The organism is Streptomyces sp. NPDC057424 (assembly GCF_042803315.1).
GTDB lineage: Bacteria > Actinomycetota > Actinomycetes > Streptomycetales > Streptomycetaceae > Streptomyces.
Genome location: NZ_JBHVCP010000040.1, coordinates 62,143 through 80,102, shown reverse-complemented (window position 1 = coordinate 80,102; position 17,960 = coordinate 62,143). Strand labels below are relative to the sequence as shown.

The 17,960-nt window shown below is 71.5% G+C and carries 11 protein-coding genes; 3 read left to right on the top strand and 8 right to left on the bottom strand.

Annotation, left to right across the window (positions count from 1 at the left end):
- Nucleotides 1-50: 50 nt before the first annotated feature.
- The 4 genes from ispG to ACFU3E_RS27115 all read right to left on the bottom strand — a co-directional run bounded on the left by ispG (nucleotide 51) and on the right by ACFU3E_RS27115 (nucleotide 5,971).
- A complete protein-coding gene (ispG, locus tag ACFU3E_RS27130; protein WP_104781360.1) occupies nucleotides 51-1,208 on the bottom strand; it encodes a flavodoxin-dependent (E)-4-hydroxy-3-methylbut-2-enyl-diphosphate synthase in 1,158 nt (385 codons plus the stop codon).
- 168 nt (nucleotides 1,209-1,376) lie between these two features.
- Nucleotides 1,377-2,669 (bottom strand): M50 family metallopeptidase, encoded by a 1,293-nt coding sequence (locus tag ACFU3E_RS27125; RefSeq protein WP_384163466.1) that lies wholly within the window; start codon nucleotides 2,667-2,669, stop codon nucleotides 1,377-1,379.
- 8 nt (nucleotides 2,670-2,677) lie between these two features.
- Nucleotides 2,678-3,934, bottom strand: a complete 1,257-nt coding sequence (gene dxr / locus ACFU3E_RS27120; protein WP_384163463.1) for a 1-deoxy-D-xylulose-5-phosphate reductoisomerase — start codon at nucleotides 3,932-3,934, stop codon at nucleotides 2,678-2,680.
- Nucleotides 3,935-4,030: 96 nt separating this feature from the next.
- Nucleotides 4,031-5,971, bottom strand: a complete 1,941-nt coding sequence (locus tag ACFU3E_RS27115) for an acyl-CoA dehydrogenase family protein (protein WP_384163460.1) — start codon at nucleotides 5,969-5,971, stop codon at nucleotides 4,031-4,033.
- A gap of 348 nt (nucleotides 5,972-6,319) precedes the next feature.
- On the opposite strand from ACFU3E_RS27115, the gene ACFU3E_RS27110 reads away from it, so the two are divergent.
- The 3 genes from ACFU3E_RS27110 (at nucleotide 6,320) to ACFU3E_RS27100 (ending at nucleotide 10,755) form a co-directional block, all read left to right on the top strand.
- Entirely contained in the window at nucleotides 6,320-7,333 is a 1,014-nt protein-coding gene (locus ACFU3E_RS27110; RefSeq protein ID WP_384163457.1) for a LacI family DNA-binding transcriptional regulator, read from the top strand.
- An 81-nt stretch (nucleotides 7,334-7,414) separates the two neighbouring features.
- Nucleotides 7,415-9,457, top strand: coding sequence for a TIM-barrel domain-containing protein (locus tag ACFU3E_RS27105; protein ID WP_384163454.1), 2,043 nt, complete (start codon nucleotides 7,415-7,417; stop codon nucleotides 9,455-9,457).
- Nucleotides 9,458-9,567: 110 nt separating this feature from the next.
- Nucleotides 9,568-10,755, top strand: coding sequence for a sulfotransferase family protein (locus ACFU3E_RS27100; protein ID WP_384163451.1), 1,188 nt, complete (start codon nucleotides 9,568-9,570; stop codon nucleotides 10,753-10,755).
- Nucleotides 10,756-10,789: 34 nt separating this feature from the next.
- Here ACFU3E_RS27100 and ACFU3E_RS27095 read toward each other — a convergent pair whose 3' ends face one another.
- From ACFU3E_RS27095 to ACFU3E_RS27080, 4 genes are read right to left on the bottom strand one after another with little or no spacing between them, the layout of a single operon-like run.
- A complete protein-coding gene (locus ACFU3E_RS27095) occupies nucleotides 10,790-11,503 on the bottom strand; it encodes a hypothetical protein (protein ID WP_384163448.1) in 714 nt (237 codons plus the stop codon).
- Nucleotides 11,504-11,540: 37 nt separating this feature from the next.
- Nucleotides 11,541-13,733, bottom strand: a complete 2,193-nt coding sequence (locus ACFU3E_RS27090; protein WP_384163445.1) for a glycoside hydrolase N-terminal domain-containing protein — start codon at nucleotides 13,731-13,733, stop codon at nucleotides 11,541-11,543.
- Nucleotides 13,730-15,712, bottom strand: coding sequence for a beta-galactosidase (locus tag ACFU3E_RS27085; RefSeq protein ID WP_384163442.1), 1,983 nt, complete (start codon nucleotides 15,710-15,712; stop codon nucleotides 13,730-13,732). The genes ACFU3E_RS27090 and ACFU3E_RS27085 overlap by 4 nt, the downstream gene beginning before the upstream one ends.
- A complete protein-coding gene (locus ACFU3E_RS27080; protein ID WP_384163439.1) occupies nucleotides 15,712-17,931 on the bottom strand; it encodes a WD40/YVTN/BNR-like repeat-containing protein in 2,220 nt (739 codons plus the stop codon). Before ACFU3E_RS27080 ends, ACFU3E_RS27085 begins: the two co-directional genes overlap by 1 nt.
- Between the last annotated feature and the right edge of the window lie 29 nt (nucleotides 17,932-17,960).

Genomic DNA, 17,960 nt, shown 5'->3' with positions numbered 1-17,960 from the left:
CCCCGCGCCCTGATGGGCAGGGCGCGGGGCGACCGCCGGTCCTGGAAGGCTCAGCCCGCGACCGCCACCGACGGTTCGCCCGAGGTCACGCCGTCCTTCTCCATCTGCTCGGCCAGCTTCATGGCCTCTTCGATGAGGGTCTCCACGATCTTGGACTCGGGGACGGTCTTGATGACCTCGCCCTTGACGAAGATCTGGCCCTTGCCGTTGCCGGAGGCGACACCGAGGTCGGCCTCGCGGGCCTCGCCTGGGCCGTTCACCACGCAGCCCATCACGGCGACGCGGAGCGGGACCTCCATGCCGGTGAGACCGGCCGTGACCTCTTCGGCCAGCTTGTAGACATCGACCTGGGCGCGGCCGCAGGACGGGCAGGAGACGATCTCCAGGCCGCGCTCCTTGAGGTTCAGGGACTCCAGGATCTGGATGCCGACCTTGACCTCCTCGGCGGGGGGCGCCGAGAGCGAGACGCGGATCGTGTCGCCGATGCCCTGGGAGAGGAGGGCGCCGAAGGCGACGGCCGACTTGATGGTGCCCTGGAAGGCCGGGCCCGCCTCCGTGACGCCGAGGTGCAGCGGGTAGTCGCACTGGGCGGCGAGCTGCTTGTACGCCTCGATCATGACCACGGGGTCGTTGTGCTTGACGGAGATCTTGATGTCGCGGAAGTCGTGCTCCTCGAAGAGGGACGCCTCCCACAGGGCCGACTCGACGAGGGCCTCGGGGGTCGCCTTGCCGTACTTCTGGAGCAGGCGCCGGTCGAGGGAGCCGGCGTTGACGCCGATGCGGATCGGGGTGCCGTGGTCCCGGGCCGCCTTGGCGATCTCCTTGACCTTGTCGTCGAACTGCTTGATGTTGCCGGGGTTGACGCGGACCGCCGCGCAGCCCGCCTCGATCGCGGCGAACACGTACTTCGGCTGGAAGTGGATGTCGGCGATGACGGGGATCTGCGACTTGCGGGCGATGGTCGCCAGGGCGTCGGCGTCGTCCTGGGTCGGGCAGGCGACACGGACGATCTGGCAGCCGGAGGCGGTGAGTTCCGCGATCTGCTGGAGGGTCGCGCCGATGTCCGACGTACGCGTCGTGGTCATCGACTGCACCGAGACGGGGGCGTCTCCGCCGACGGCCACGGATCCGACCTGGATCCGGCGGCTCTTCCGGCGCTCGGCGAGCTTGGTCGGAACGGACGGCATGCCGAGAGAAATCGCAGTCATCTGCTGTGCAACCCCAAGTCGTGGATCAAGGTCCGGTCCCGTGAGCAGCGGGCTCCGAGCTTCGAGATTACGGCACACGCCTGGACGCGGGCACATCCCACCCGCCGGGCCACCCCATCGGGGGCGGCCCGGCGCTCAGCATGCCGGGCCGCCACGAACGCCGTATGACTAGGAGATTCTCACCGGGTTAACCACGTCCGCGATCAGGACCAGGATCGTGAAGCAGATGAAGATCCCGGCGACGACATAGGCGACCGGCATGAGCTTCGCCACGTCGAAGGGGCCAGGGTCCGGCCGGCGCAGCACCTTGGCCGTGTTGCGGCGCAGCGACTCCCACAGGGCGCCCGCGATGTGGCCGCCGTCGAGCGGCAGCAGCGGGAGCATGTTGAACAGGAACAGGGAGAGGTTGAAGCCGGCGACCAGCATGAGGGCCATGGCCAGCTGCTGGGTCGGCGGGATGTCGAGCGTGAAGATCTCGCCGCCGACGCGGGCCGCGCCGACCACGCCCATCGGGGAGTCGGCCTCGCGCTCGGCGCCGTCGAAGGCCGCGTTCCACAGGGCGGGGATCTTGCCGGGGAGGGCGGCCAGGGCGTCGACGGCGTCGACGATCCGGTCGCCCATCCAGGTCACGGAGTCCCCGAAGTCCTGCTTGACGACGCCGGTGGCGGCGCTGAAGCCGAGGAAGCCGGCCTGGACGTACTGGCCCTCGACGATCTGGCCGCTCGAGTCCTTCTTGGCGACCTGGTTGGTGGCGATCTCCGCGTGCAGGGTGACGTCCTGTCCCTTGCGGTCGACGACGATCGGCACCTCCTGGCCGGGGGCGGCGCGGATCAGGTCGGACAGCTTGTTCCAGTCGTCGGTCTTCACACCGTTGAAGGAGACGATCTTGTCGCCCGCCTTGAGCCCGGCGGCGGCGGCCGGGGCGGCCGGGTCGCCCTTCTCGCACTTGTCGCGGTTCTCGTTCTGCGCGATGACGCACTGGGAGACCGAGCTGACGGTGGTGGTCTGCTGGGTGATGCCGAAGCCCATCAGGACGGTGAGGAACAGCGCCACCGCCAGGACCAGGTTCATGAAGGGGCCCGCGAACATCACGATCACGCGCTTCCACGGGGCGCGCGTGTAGAACATGCGCTTCTCGTCGCCCGGCTTGAGCTCCTCGTAGGCGGCGGTGCGGGCGTCCTCGATCATGCCGCGCCAGGGCGAGGTGGAGCGGGCTTCCATCCGGCCGTCGGGGCCGGGCGGGAACATGCCGATCATGCGGATGTAGCCGCCGAACGGGATGGCCTTGACGCCGTACTCGGTCTCACCCTTGTGGCGCGACCAGAGCGTGGGGCCGAAGCCGACCATGTACTGCGGCACACGGATGCCGAAGAGCTTGGCGGTGGACAGGTGCCCCAGCTCGTGCCACGCGATCGAGGCGAGCAGGCCGACCGCGAAGAGGACTATGCCGAGGATGAACATCAGGGTCGTCATGCACGGGCCTCCGCCGTCTGTGCCGCCAGTTCCCGGGCCCTGGTCCGTGCCCAGGTCTCCGCTTCGAGGACGTCCGACACGGTGAGTGAGGTTCCCGTACGCGGGGTGCCGTGCTCCTCGACGACCCGGGTGACGTTGTCCATGATCCCGTCGAAGGGCAGTGCGCCCTGGCGGAACGCCTCCACGCACTCCTCGTTGGCCGCATTGAACACCGCCGGGGCGGTGCCCGCGAGCTCGCCCACGCGCCGGGCGAGGTTCACCGAGGGGAAGGCCTCGTTGTCGAGCGGGAAGAACTCCCAGGTCGAGGCCTTGCTCCAGTCGAAGGTGGGCGCCGCGTCGGGCACGCGCTCGGGCCAGCCGATGCCGATGGCGATGGGCCCGCGCATGTCGGGCGGGGTCGCCTGGGCCAGTGTCGATCCATCCGTGAACTCAACCATCGAGTGGACATACGACTGGGGATGCACGACGACCTCAATGCGGTCGAAGGGAATGTCGTAGAGGAGGTGTGCCTCGATGACCTCCAGGCCCTTGTTGACGAGGGTCGCGGAGTTGATCGTGATGACCGGGCCCATGGCCCAGGTGGGGTGGGCGAGGGCGTCCTCCACGGTGACGCTCGCGAGCTCGGCCTTCGTACGGCCGCGGAAGGGGCCGCCGGAGGCGGTGACGACCAGCTTGCGGACGTCGGCCCGGGTGCCGGCGGCCAGGGCCTGGAAGAGTGCGGCGTGCTCGGAGTCGACCGGGATGATCTGCCCGGGTTTGGCGAGGGCCTTGACCAGCGGGCCGCCCACGATGAGCGACTCCTTGTTGGCGAGCGCGAGGGTGCGGCCCGCCTCCAGGGCGGCCAGGGTCGGGGCGAGTCCGATGGAGCCGGTGATGCCGTTCAGGACGGTGTGGCAGTCGGATGCCGCGAGCTGTGTGGCCGCGTCCGGACCGGCCAGGAGCTCGGGGAGCGGCTCGCTCGTGCCGTACTGCGCGGTGAGCGCCTCGCGCAGGGCCGGCACGACGTCCTCGCGGGCCACCGCGACCGTGCGCACGCGCAGCCGGTGTGCCTGCTCGGCGAGGAGGTCGACCCGGCCGCCGTTGGCCGAGAGGCCGGTGACCCGGAACCGGTCGGGGTTGCGCAGCACGAGGTCGATGGCCTGGGTCCCGATGGACCCGGTGGAGCCGAGGATCACCACGTCCTTGGGGCCGTCGCCCGCTACGGGGTCGTAGACGAGGTGCGGGTCGGCGAGGGGTGCTGGACTGTCGCTCATTGCTCCATTGTTGCCGTAAGGCCGGTGTGTGAGGACAGCGCATCCCCTACGTGGGGGCGTGCGCCACACTCGGGCACGCCCCCACGAAGGCCGGGGTTACCGGATCGGCCGGTGGACGTTCTCCTTCCGGGACGGCCCCGGTGTCGCGTCCGCGATCCAGGGGCCCTCGTCCGACGGGTCGACGATGCCCTGCTCCAGCCACTCGTACGTGCCGGACAGGACGCCCTTGACGACCTTGCGGTCGAGGTCGTCGGTGTTGGTCCACAGGCGGGTGAAGAGCTCCTCGACGCGGATCCTGGCCTGGCGGCAGAAGACGTCGGCGAGCTGGTAGGCCTCGCGGCCGTGGTCGCCCTGGCCGCGCAGCAGTTCGGCCCGGACGCAGGACGCGCTCATGGCGAACAGTTCGGCGCCGATGTCGACGATCCGGCCGAGGAAGCCCTGCTTGGACTCCATGCGGCCCTGCCAGCGGGACATGGCGTAGAAGGTCGAGCGGGCGAGCCTGCGGGCGGTGCGCTCCACGTAGCGCAGGTGCGTGGAGAGGTCCACCTCGTGTTTGAACTCGCCGTAGGACGTGGGGAGCTGACCCGGACCCGCGACCAGTTTGGGAAGCCACTTGGCGTAGAAGGCGCCCGCGTTCGCGCCCGCCCTGGCCTTCTCTCCGAGGGACTTCTCCGGGTCGATGAGGTCACCGGCGACCGAGAGGTGGGCGTCGACGGCCTCGCGCGCGATCAGCAGGTGCATGATCTCGGTGGAGCCCTCGAAGATGCGGTTGATGCGCAGGTCGCGCAGGAGCTGCTCGGCGGGTACGCCGCGCTCGCCGCGGGCCCGGAGGGAGTCGGCCGTCTCGAAGCCGCGGCCGCCGCGGATCTGGACGAGTTCGTCGGCCATCGTCCAGGCCATCTCGGAGGCGTACAGCTTGGCGAGGGCGCCCTCGATGCGGATGTCGTTGCGGTCCTCGTCGGCCATCTGCGAGGCCAGGTCCGTCACGGCCTCCAGGGCGAAGGTGGTGGCCGCGATGAAGGAGATCTTGGAGCCGACCGCCTCGTGGTGCGCGACGGGCTTGCCCCACTGCTCGCGGGCCGCCGTCCACTCCCGGGCGATCTTCAGGCACCACTTGCCGGCCGCGACACAGGAAGCGGGCAGGGAGAGCCGCCCGGTGTTGAGGGTGGTCAGGGCGATCTTCAGGCCCTGGCCCTCCGCGCCGACGCGGTTGGCGGCGGGGACGCGGACCTGGTGGAAGCGGGTGACGCCGTTCTCGATGCCGCGCAGGCCCATGAAGGCGTTGCGGTTCTCCACGGTGACGCCCGGCGAGTTCGTCTCCACGACGAAGGCCGTGATGCCGCCGCGGTGGCCCTCGCTCCTGGGGACCCGGGCCATGACGACCAGCAGGTCGGCGACCACGCCGTTGGTGGTCCACAGCTTCACGCCGTCGAGGACGTAGTCGTCGCCATCCGGGACCGCGGTGGTGGCGAGGCGGGCCGGGTCGGAGCCGACGTCGGGTTCGGTGAGCAGGAAGGCGCTGATGTCCGTGCGGGCGCAGCGGGGCAGGAAGCGCTCGCGCTGCTCCTGGGTACCGAACAGTTTCAGCGGCTGGGGCACGCCGATCGACTGGTGCGCGGAGAGCAGCACGCCGATCGCGGGGCTGGCGGAGCCGGCCAGGGTGAGCGCCCTGTTGTAGTACACCTGCCCGAGGCCGAGCCCGCCGTACTTGGTGTCGATCTTCATTCCGAAGGCGCCGAGCTCCTTCAGCCCGTCGATCACCTCGTCGGGGATCCGGGCCTCGCGCTCGATGAGGGCGCCGTCGACCTTCGTCTCGACGAAGTCGCGGAGCTTGGCGAGGAACTCCTCGCCGCGCTGGGCCACCGCGTCGTCCGGGAGGGGGTGGGGGTGGATGAGGTCGAGCCGGAAGCGGCCGAGGAACAGCTCCTTGGCGAAGCTGGGCTTGCGCCAGTGCTGTTCCCGGGCGGCCTCCGCCACCTCACGGGCCTCCCGCTCGGTGACGGCGGGACGGGAAGAGGGGGTGGTGGAAGCGGACATGAGGGACACCTCGCCGCAAACTAGAAGTTGGAGGACCGTTTCGTTACCGACCAGTGCTACTGGATCGTTGGTACCCGAATCCGGACGCTCCCACCAGTCCTCGCGCGTCCGTTCAGCCGAAGGGGGCGGAGCGCGCCCGGCACTTGTCGCGCGACTGACGGCGGTGTTGCATCAAGGTGCCGCCCCGGGGGCGGCTCCCGCCCTGAGGGCGCTCCGGGAAATCCGTATCGAAGCGCTTCGACAACCTATGGACACCCACACCTGCTGGGGCTACTGTCGAACCACCCCCACCCACCCTTATCAACAAGGCGCACTGTCGAAGCGCTTCACAAGAGCTTGGAGAGCTGGATGGTCACCCTCGCCGAGGTCGCCCAGCACGCCGGAGTCTCGGCGAGCACGGTGAGCTATGTCCTCAGCGGCAAGCGGTCCATCTCCGCGAACACCCGGCAGCGGGTCGAGCGGAGCATCCGCGAGCTCGGGTACCACCCGAACGCCGGGGCCCGCGCCCTGGCCAGCAGCAAGTCGAACATCATCGCGCTGATGGTTCCACTGCGCACGGACATGTACGTGCCCGTGATGATGGAGATCGCCATCGCCGTGGCCACCTCCGCGCGCGCGTACGGGTACGACGTGCTGCTCCTCACCGGCGAGGAGGGCCCCGACGCGGTGCGCCGCGTGGCGGGCAGCGGGCTCGCCGACGGGATGATCGTGATGGACGTCGAACTCGACGACGAGCGGCTTCCACTGCTGCGGGCGACGGACCAGCCGTCCGTACTGATCGGGCTGCCGGCTGACACCGCCGGTCTGACCTGCGTCGATCTGGATTTCCGGGCGACGGGCGCGCTGTGCGTGGAGCACCTGGCCAAGCAGGGGCACCAGGACATCGCTGTCATCGGGGAGGCCCCGGCCGTCTACGAGCGGCACACGGGCTTCGCCGAACGCACCCTGGAGGGACTCCGGTCCCGTTCCCGGGAGCTGGGCGTGCGGCTGCTGCACCGGCCGTGCGAGGGCGGGTACGACGCCATGGCGGTGACGCTCGCCCGGATCCTCGACGAACGCCCCGACACCTCGGGACTCATCGTGCAGAACGAGTCGGCGGTCGAACCGCTGCTCGCACTGCTGCGGCAGCAGGGCCGGGCCGTGCCGGAGGACGTGTCGGTCGTCGCGATCTGCCCGGACCAGGTGGCGATGCAGGCCTCGGTACGGCTCACGTCGGTCGCCATCCCCGCGCAGGAGATGGGCCGGCACGCCGTGGACCACCTGGTCGCCAAGCTCGAGGGGCGCGGCAGCGACGAGGTCGTGCTGATCGCGCCCGAGCTGACGGTCCGGGGCAGCACGGGGCCGGCGCCGAGCCGGTCGTAGCCCCCCTTCTCCCCCGCCTGTCTGAACACCGCCCTCCTCTCAGGGCACCCCCATGTCTGCACTCCTCCAGGAGCACGCCACGTGAATCAGCCTGCTGAAACCCAGCCCCAGGTGAGCCTGGCGCAGTCCTCCCCGACCGTCGGCACGTTCCGCGAGCGGGACGGTGCGCTGGAGTGGAGCGGCCGCCAGGAGACCGTCCGGATCGAGCCGTGGGGTCCGGACGCGGTCCGGGTGCGTGCCCGGCTCGGCGGCCCGGTCCTCGAAGGACTCCCGGGCGCCCTGCTCGACGAGGCCCCCGCGACGCCGGCCACGGTGAAGATCGAGGACGGCACAGGACTGCTCACCGTCGGCGCGCTCACCGTGGAGGTGAGCGCCGAGGGCCTGATCCGCTTCCTGCGGACGGACGACTCCGCCGAGATCCTCGCCGAGGACCGCGCCCACTTCTGGTGGCCCGGCTCCCGCCTCTACACGGCCGTCGGCAACGGCCACCACCGCCTGGAGCAGCGCTTCGCCGCCTACGACGACGAGAAGCTGTACGGCCTCGGCCAGCACCAGCACGGGCGCCTGGACCAGAAGGGCCTGGTGCTGGACCTGATCCAGCGCAACGCCGAGGTCGGCATCCCGGTGCTCACCTCCAGCCGCGGCTACACCCTGCTGTGGAACAACCCGGCGATCGGGCGCGTGGAGCTGGCACACAACGGCACCCGGTGGGTCGCCGACTCGGCCCGGCAGATCGACTACTGGATCACCACGGGCGACCCGGCCGCCGCCCAGCGCCGCTACAGCGCGGTGACCGGCCGCAGCCCGATGCTGCCGGAGTGGGCGGCGGGCTTCTGGCAGTGCAAGCTGCGCTACCGCACCCAGGACGAACTGATGGAGGTGGCCCGGGAGTACAAGCGGCGCGGTCTGCCCATATCGGCGATCGTCTGTGACTTCTTCCACTGGACGCATCTCGGCGACTGGAAGTTCGACCCGAAGGAGTGGCCGGACCCGGCGGCGATGGTGCGCGAGCTGGAGGAGCTCGGCATCAAGCTGGTGGTGAGCGTCTGGCCGTCGGTGTCGCCGCTGAGCGAGAACCATCCGGTCCTGGAGCAGCGCGGCTGGTTCATCGGCACCCAGTACGGCCCGATGGCGCACGCCGACTGGCCCGACAAGGAGGTCGCCTCCACGGTCCAGGTGGCCTTCTACGACGCCACCAACCCGGACGCCCGGGAGTTCGTGTGGTCGAGGGTGAAGGAGAACTACCTCGACCCGTACGGCATCACGGCGTTCTGGCTGGACGCCTGCGAGCCTGAGCTGAAGCCGGGCTTTCAGGAGAACCTGCGCTACTGGGCGGGCCCGGGCCTGGAGGTCGGCAACATCTACCCGGCCGAGAACGCCCGCACGTTCTACGAGGGGCTCGTCGCCACCGGCGAGGAGGAGGTCGTCAGCCTCAACCGGTCGGCCTGGGCGGGCAGCCAGCGCTACGGCGCCGCGCTGTGGTCCGGTGACATCGGCACGGACTTCCCGACCCTGCGCCGCCAGATCGCGGCCGGCCTCAACACGGCCCTGTCGGGCATCCCGTGGTGGAACACCGACATCGGCGGCTTCCACGGCGGCGACCCGGACGACCCGGCGTACCGGGAGGTGATGGTCCGCTGGTTCCAGTTCGGCGCGCTGTCCCCGCTGATGCGGCTGCACGGCTTCCGCGACCCGGGCATGCCGCTGGGCCCGGAGATGACCGGCGGCCCGAACGAGGTGTGGTCGTACGGCGAGGAGGCCGGGGCGATCCTGGAGCGGTACCTGCGGCTGCGCGAACGGCTGAAGCCGTACGTGCTGGACGTCATGCGGGCGGCCCACGAGGAGGGCCTGCCGGTGATGCGGCCGCTGTTCCTGGAGTTCCCGGACGACCAGGCGACCTGGTCGGTCGACGACTCCTACCTCTTCGGCCCGGATCTGCTGGTCGCGCCCGTGCTGACGGCCGGCGCCACCGCCCGTACGGCGTACCTGCCGGCGGGGGCGTCCTGGACGGACGCGTGGACGGGTGAGACGTACGAGGGCGGCCGGGCCGTGACGGTCGACGCCCCGCTGGACCGCATCCCGCTGTTCCTGCGGGACGGGGCACGGCTGCCGGTAGCGGAGTAGCCGCGCCGAAGGGGATGGCCGGATCGATGGAGGTCTTCCGGCCGTCCCCATTCGCCTGTTCGGCCAACTTCCTTCCACCGCAGGCAAGTTCCAGGAGGTAGGTTTCCCGCGTGTCCTCGTCTCCGCTCGCCCTGACCCTCGCCAACCTGGCACTGCGGCCCGCCTTCGGCTCCCGCAGGGACCCCGGCCGGATCTTCGACCGCATCGTGGTGGAGGCCGGAGAGGCGCCGGGAGACCGGCAGTTCGTCGACGACTTCCGCGCCCTGCTGGGCTGGTGGGCCAAGGCCGAGCACCTCACCCCGGTCGGCTGGCAGGCCGCGCAGGGCCACGTCCGGCGGCATCTCGCCAACCGGGCGCGGGTGCGGCGGCTGATCGCCGAGCACCCGGAGATCGAGCAGGAGCCCATCGAGAAGCCGGTGTTCGTCGTGGGGCTGCCCCGCACCGCGACCACCGTCACGCACTCCGTGCTGGCGGTCTCGGAGGAGCACCGGTCTCCGCTGCTGTGGGAACTGCTCGCGCCCGACCTGGAGTTGCCGCCCCGGCGGCGGCGCAGGGCCGTGACGGCCGGGCGCCGGATGGTGCAGGGCACGGACCTGTTCGCACCGCGCTTCCGCGACATCCACGCCATGGCCGCCGAGGGCCCGGAGGAGTGCACGTTCGCACTGCCGCACGCCCTGATGCCGTTCTCCCAGGCCCGCATCCCCGAGTACCGGGCATGGCACTGCGCACGGGACTTCACGGCCGACTACCGGTACCTCAAGCAGGTCTACCAGGTGCTCCAGTACGGCCGTCCGCGGCGGCGCTGGATGCTGAAGTCCCCCATGCACCTGGAGAACCTGGACGCGCTGCGCACGGTCTTCCCGGACGCCACGATCGTGTGGTGCCACCGCGACCCGGTCACCGTCGTGGCGTCCTTCTGCTCCCTGATCGAGCACGGCATGGCCGTCAGCACCCGCCCCGTCGACCTGACCGGCATCGGCGCCACCTGGCTGGGCCTGCTGAGCCGGGCCATGACGCGCGGTCTCGCGGCCCGGGCGGCCATCCCGGCGGGGCAGCTGGTGGACGCCCCGTACTCCTGGCTCGGCTCCGATCCCGCGACCGGCGCGCCGAAGCTCTACGCGGCCGTCGGCGCCCGGTGGACCGAGGCCGACGCGGCCCGGCTCCCCGCAGCCGTCGCCCGCCCCAGGGGCGCCCGCAAGCACACCTACGACCTGTCCCGCTACGGTCTGACCCGCGACGCGGTCGAGTCGGCCTTCGCCGGGTACAACGCGCTGCGGGCCGAGGTCGACCGCGCCTGAACGGCACGGCCGGCCCCGGCCCCGGCGGCCTGGATCAGCTGCTGCTGACCGTCAGGTTGTTGGTGGTGAAGTTCAGACCGCCGGACGACGAGGTGATCTCGTAGCCGAACTGCACGTCACCGATGGTCTCGTTGCCCATCCACTTCTTGGTGTCCTTGATCCACTTCAGGATCGGCAGGATGTTCACGGTGCCGGAGCTGGAGTTGGAGGTGCGGATGAACGAGAACACCTCGTTGGCGCCGTTGGTGCCCTTGAAGACGTTCCAGGAGTGGCCGCCGAGGCTGACGCTGCCCTGCGAGGTGCCGATCGGCCCGACGGCTCCGGTCTTGTTGACCCAGAGCATGATCTCGTAGTCGTGGTCCGTGTCCCAGATGTCGTACGACGTGTTGTACGCGCCGGACGACGGGACGCTGACGTTGTAGCTGCTGGAGAGCGAGCCCAGCGAGGTGATCGACTTGTTGATCGCCTTCGTCTGGTTGGGGTAGGACTTGATACCGCCGGTGTTGGGATGGTTGGCCCAGGCGCCCCAGTTGGTACCGGAGTTGGCCCAGATGCACTGGCTGCCCGCGCCGGAGCCCCAGATGTTGTTGTAGAGCGTGTAGCCGTTCAGGCGCGTGTTGCCCCACTGGTCGCAGGAGTTCCAGACGGCGGCGGAGGCGGGGGCGGAGGCGAGGCCGATGGTGGCCCCGAGCGCGAGGGCCGGGGCCAGCAGGACCTTGCTGATCCTGCTCAGTGTGCGTGTTGCCATGGTGTCCCTTCCATGGGTGGGGGGAACTGCGGGGGGATCACCGCGCCCTCATAGTGAGGACGTGGTCTTCTCCGGCGACGAGGTCGAGGGGCTCGGCACCGGAGGAAGTCCTGAGTTCGACGCGGACGGTACGGCTCGGCCGGAGAACGGCGGTCACCCGGCCGTCCGGGCTCCAGGCGAGGTCCAGCTCGGCGCCGAACCTCGTCCGCACCCCGCGCAGCGCGCCGCCGGGGTACGCCGCCGGCAGCGCGGGGAGCAGCACCAGCCGGCCGGGGGTCGACTGGACGAGCATCTCGATCAGCACGGCGGGCAGGGTGTGCGCGGCGTCGGCGTTGTAGACGTCGCGGGCGGGGTAGTGGGCGCTCATCAGGGAGGCGTGGAAGAAGTCCCCGTCCAGGACCTGGCCGAGGGCGTGGGCGACGCGGCCCGCGTCCCGGAGCCGGGCCGCGATCAGGGCGTGGTGCAGATGGCCGTGCGCGGAGTCGTTCTCGGCGCCGCGCAGTTGGAGAGCGCGGTGTGCGGCGGCGGCGAGGCCGGGGGTGTCGTAGGGGGTGATCTCGTCGAGCGGCCAGACGCCGTAGAGGTGGCTGAGGTGGCGGTGGTCGTAGGAGTCCGTGAGGCCGGGCCAGGCCCATTCGGCCAGGGCTCCGTCCTCGTTGATCCGGTGCGGCGGGAGCCGGTCGGCGAGGGCGTTCCAGCGGTCGGCGTCGGGGCCCGGGTGGTAGGCGGCGGCCGTGCGCAGGGCGTGGCGGGCCGCGGAGAGGTCCATCGCGGCGTTGAGGGTGCCCCAGCTCGCGTTGGCGGGGCGGTTCTCGGGTGAGTAGGAGGGAACGACGACGAGGTGGCCGTCCTCGTCCGTCCTCGTGAGGAAGTCCTCGTAGAACAGGGCGACTTCGGCGAGCGCGGCGGCGGTGCGCGGGTCGCGGGTGCCGTGGGTCTCGTCGTGGTCGACGAGCGGCTTGAGCAGCCAGTCGGCTCCGGCGGTCCACAGGTGCAGCGGGTACTCGCGGTTGTAGTGGTAGGAGTGGCCGGACTCGCCGTCGGTGTGGGCCGGGGCGACGACGCCCCGGGTGCCGAAGATCGCGCGGGCGTTGTCCCGCCAGTCGGGGAACTGGCGGTGGACGAGGTTCGCGTGGGCCTCGGTGACCTCGGGGAGGGCGGCGGCAGCGGCCGAGGCGGTCTGGAGGTTGAGGTTGGCGTCGTTGGTGAACGCGCCCGACCACGCGGTGTTCCAGTCGCCGGTCCACAGTCCGGTCAGGCGGGGCGGGAAGAGGCCGCTCGCGGAGAGCAGGTGGTAGCGCCCGGCGGCGAAGAGGCGCTCCAGCAGGGCGGCGCCTCGCGGGTCCTTGAGCAGCTCCGAGCCCGGCAGGGTCCGTTCTGCGGGTTCGGCGGCGAGGTCGAGGGTGACGCGCTCGTAGGCGGGGCGGTGCAGGGTGGCGTGGCGGTCGAGGAGCTCGTCGTAGTCGGCGGGCAGGTCGCGCAGGGCACGGCCCTCGGCGACCACGTCGAGCTCACCGGTGTGCCGGTGCACCCGGGTGAGGAGCAGCACGGACCGGGCACCCTCGAGGTGCACGCCCGGGGGTACGAGGGTGGTCGTGCCGCCGGTGACGGTGATCTGGGTGAGGCCGGTGCAGGCCCGGTCGCTGTCCGGGTAGCGGGCGCGCAGGCTGAGCAGGGCGCCCTCGGGGGTGAGGACGGCTCCGTGGCCGATGCCCAGTCCGGCGGGGGCGCCGGGCAGCCGGGGGTCGAGGTCGATGTCCAGGGTGAGGCCGGGCCCGCTGACGTGCTGGACGATCACGTCGTCGGCGCGGGAGACGAAGACGCGGCTGGTCCAGCCGGCGCAGGCCGCCCGCACGACGCCGGTCGTGAAGTCGACGTCCCGGCGGTAGTCGTGGCCGCCGTCCGCGGGCCGGCCCAGCCGGACCTGGAAGGCGGGGTGGAAGGGCTGTACCCACTGGAGCGGGCGGCCGTCCGTGAAGTCCTCGGCGGCGGTCGTGTCGCCCGCCAGGAGACGGTCCTGGAGACCCGGCAGGTCGCCGGCGAGCTGCGGGGGACGCGGGTCCCGGCCGCCCGGCCGCACCAGGGTGTGGTGCGTGACGACGACCCGATCGGCGTGCGGATCGCCGAACACCAGGGCGCCGTGCCGGCCGTTGCCGCTCAGGAAGGCGTCCTCCCAGCGGGCGGCCGGGTGCTGCTCCCAGGTGCCGTGGACGGGGGCGGAGGCGGTCATGGCCGGAGCACCGCCGCCCCGTAGCGGCCCAGGGTGACCCGGTCGGCGACGTCGCTCCCGGTCAGCAGGTCGCGGTGGGTGCCGGGCACGTCGACGGTCACCGGCTCGCGGCCGTGGTTGAGCACGAACAGCAGCTCACCCCGGCGCACGGCCTCCACCTGCTCGGGCAGGCCGTCGAGCACCGGCCGGACCCCCGCGCCCTCCGCGATCGACGCCAGCAGGTCGCGCAGCGCCTCGGGCTCCGGGAGCGTGGAGACGTACCAGGCCCGGCCCTTGCGCAGGACGGCGGGCAGTCCGTCGAGTTCGCCCCCCTTGTACGGGACGGTCTCCTCGGCGGTGCCGTCTCCTTCCAGCTCCTCGGACCACAGCGTGCCCCGGAAGCCGTCACAGGCGACGGTCTCCCCCGCGTCCAGCGGCCACCACTCGTGCAGCGTGCGGATGCCGAACAGCTCGCGCAGCCGGGCGTCCATGCCGCCGGGCCGGACCCGGTCGTCCTGGTCGGCTACGCCGGTCTGGAAGCCGCAGACGAGGGTGCCGCCCTGCCGAACGTAGGCGAGGAGGTTGCCGATCGCCGCGTCGGTGAGCGCGTACAGCTGCGGCACCACGACCACCGGGTACGGCGTCAGGTCGTGCTCGGGGTGGGCGAAGTCGGTGGTGAGGTGCGCCTGCCACAGGGCCCGGTGCCAGGCGCGCAGGACGTCCGGGTACTCCACCTGGCTGGACAGGCGGCCGTCCTGGGCACCGGCCCACCAGGCGTGCCAGTCGTGCAGCACGGCGATGCCGGCGGTGAGGTGCCGGCCGGTCACCTCGGGGGCGATCCGCGCCAGGTCCGCGCCGAGCTGCTTGACCTCCTGGTACGTCCGGCCCTCCTCCCCGGCGTGGCTGACCATGCCGGAGTGGAACTTCTCCGCGCCCTGCCGGGACTGCCGCCACTGGAAGTAGCAGACGGCGTCGGCGCCCCGGGCCACGGCCTGGAGGGACCACAGCCGGTTGAGGCCGCGCGGCTTGGGGTGGTTCACGCCCCGCCAGTTGACCGGCCCGGCGGCCTGCTCCATGAGCATCCACGGTCCCCGGGCCTGGGAGCGGGTCATGTCCTGGACCAGGGCGCCGTTCTGGGCTCCGAGCGGGTCGCGCGGGTCCGGGTAGAGGTCGACGGAGACGACGTCCTCCTCCTCCGCCCAGCGCCACGCGTCCTGCCCGAACCACAGCGGCATGAAGTTGCTGGTGACCGGCAGGTGCGGGGTGTGGCGGCGGACGATGTCCCGCTCGGCGGTGTAGCACTCCAGGAGCATGTCGGAGGTGAAGCGCCGGAAGTCCAGGACCTGACCGGGGTTGCGCATGTAGTGCGGCAGGCGGGGCGGCAGGATGCCGTCCCAGGTGTCGTAGCCCTGGCTCCAGAAGGCGGTGCCCCAGGCCTCGTTGAGGGCGGCGAGCGTGCCGTACTTCTCCCGCAGCCAGCGGCGGAAGGCGGCCGCGGCCTCGTCGCCGTAGTCGAAGGTGCAGTACTCGTTGTTGATGTGCCACATGGTGAGGGCCGGGTGGCCGCCGTAGCGGGCGGCCAGGTCCTCGGTGATGGCGGCGGCGTAGCGCCGGTAGGTGGCGCTGGAGTGCGAGAAGTGCTGCCGGCCGCCCCACCACTCGGTGCGGCCCTCCTCGGTGACCGGCAGGGTGTCGGGGTGCAGCCGGCCCATCCAGGGCGGGGGCGCGGAGGTCGGGGTGGCGAGGACGACGCCGATGCCGTTGTCGTGCATCAGGCCCATCAGTGTGTCCAGCCAGCCGAACTCCCGTGCGCCCGGCTCCGGTTCCAGCGTCGACCAGGAGAAGACGCCGAGGGTGACCGAGTTGACGCCGGCGGCCTTCATCAGCCGGACGTCCTCGTGCCAGGTCTCCTCGGGCCACTGCTCCGGGTTGTAGTCGCCGCCGTAGAGGAGACGGCCCCGGGTGGCGTCACGCAGGTCGGGCCCTTTGCGCTCCGGCATCAGGCGGGCTCCCCGTACTGGACGCCCCGCCCGTTGGTGGCGACGTAGACCCGGCCGTAGACGCGCGGGTCGCCGGTGATGGCGGCGCCGATCCAGCCCCACTGGTGCTGGTCGTCGTTGACCCGCACCCAGCTCTTCGCCTCGTCGTCGGAGCGGTACACGGCGGTGATCGTCTCGGTGGAGCCGACCATGTAGACCGCCGGGTAGGAGGCGCCCCGGGCGGCCTTGCCGAAGCCGAGGGTGTACGAGGCCCGGCAGCTGCCGACCTTGGTGAAGGTGGCGCCGCCGTCGGTGGAGCGGTACAGCCCGTTCCCCTTCAGGCTCAGCCACAGGTCTCCGGACCGACCGGGCGCCGCGGCCAGCTGGAACTCGGTGTCGCCCGAGTTCAGGCCGGTGGCCCGGGCGGTGAAGGTCAGGCCGCCGTCGGTGCTGGCGTGGAGGGTGCCGGTGGTGGTGTCGAAGGCGTAGAAGCGCTTCGGATCGACCGGGTCCGCGACCGGGGCGGCGCCCTTCGGGTAGGAGGCGATCTCGGTCCAGGTGGCGCCATTGTCCGCCGAGCGGTGGGCCGGGTACTTGGTGCCGTCCCAGTGCGAGAAGGACCACAGCAGCACGCCGCCGTCGGCGTTGGCGGCGATCGGCCCCGGCGCGTCCTTGGCGATGGCGGGCTGTGCCTTGAAGGGCGCCCAGGTCTTGCCGCCGTCGTTCGAGTAGGCGCCGTTGCCGTGGTCGCCCCAGCCGGACCGGACGACGTACGCCGGCTTGGCCGCGGCCTGGGCGAGCCCCGTCGCCGAGCCGAACACCGGGTTCGACGCCATGCCGCGCGAGGGCGATGCCGTGAGCCGCTCGTGGTACATCACGCCGATGTCCCCGTTCCCGCTGATCAGGTGTGCCTCGCCGGTCGGAGGCGAGATCAGCTGGCGTACGGACGTCTCCTCCAGGCCGCGGATCTGCGGGGCCCAGTGCTTGAGGTCGCGGGTGCCGTAGAGGGTGGCTCCGGTGCCGTAGACGACGTGCCGGGAGTCGAACGGGTCGAGGCCGACGGCCTGGATCCACCAGCCGAACTTGGGCTTGTCGGCGCCGAACGTGAGGAAGGGAGTCTCGGAGACGTCGAGGACGGCCTTGTCCTTCAGGGACGTCCAGGTGCGGCCGCCGTTGGTGCTGCGGAACACCGTGTCGACCGCTGCCCAGCGGTTGTTGGTGGAGACGACGAGCGTGCCGGGGCGACGGGCGTCGACGGCCACGCCGCCGTACCCGAAGGTGTCGGCCGAGCCGTCCGTCGTCGTCCCGCCCGGCTTCACCGGAGTGACCTCGGTCCACTTGCCGTTGAGGGTGCACAGCTTGTGCACGCTGCCGTCGGACTGGCCGTTGGGACCGGGCGCGTTGGCGTACGTCACATACAGGTGGCTGGTCCACCGGTCGTACGCGGCCCGGACCGGGACCTTGGCGGCGGTGCCCTCGGGCTGCCCGGGGACGGCCTTCCAGGTGGTGCCGTCGACGGTTCGGTAGAGGTTCGCGGAGGTGCCGTCGGAGTCGCCCCAGCCGGCGTAGACGGTGCGGCCCGCGGCGACGAGGAGGGTGATGCCCTGGCCGGTGGCGCTGGGGGCGGCCGGGAAGCTCACGGCCTTCCAGGTGGCGCCCCGGTCGGTCGACTTGAGCAGCCCGTCGTGCCGGGTGCCCAGCCACAGCGTGTCGCTGTCCCGCGGGTCGACGAGCAGCCGCTCCCCGCAGCCACGCCCGTCCTCGTTGGCCCCGAGCTTCACGCTCAGGTCGGTGCGCTTCCAGGTGGCGCCCCGGTCCTCGGAGCGCAGCACGGCCCCGTTGCCCGCCCAGGACTGCGCGTACGTGCCGAGGGAGAGGTACAGCCGGTTCGGATGGGCCGGATCGACGGCCATGGCCTCCACACCGAGCAGGTTCCAGTCGTCCCAGCCGATGTGGTCGGTCAGCGGGATCCACCGGTCGGTCCGGTCGTCCCAGCGGTAGGCACCACCGATGTCGGTACGGGCGTAGGCGAGGCCGCGGACCGAGGGGTGGAAGAGGACACCGGTGACGAAGCCGGTGCCGCCCATGACCGCGGTGCGCCAGCGGTAGGCGGGGGTGGCGGCGCCGGGCGCGCTCTCGGCGGCGTACGAGCGCGCCGGGAGGAACGGGACGCTGGTGAGCGCGGCCGCGGCCGCGGTCCCGGCGAGAACGGCTCGTCTGCTGAGGTGGGACGTGCGCATGACATACCTCGTTGTTCTCGGAAAGGGGG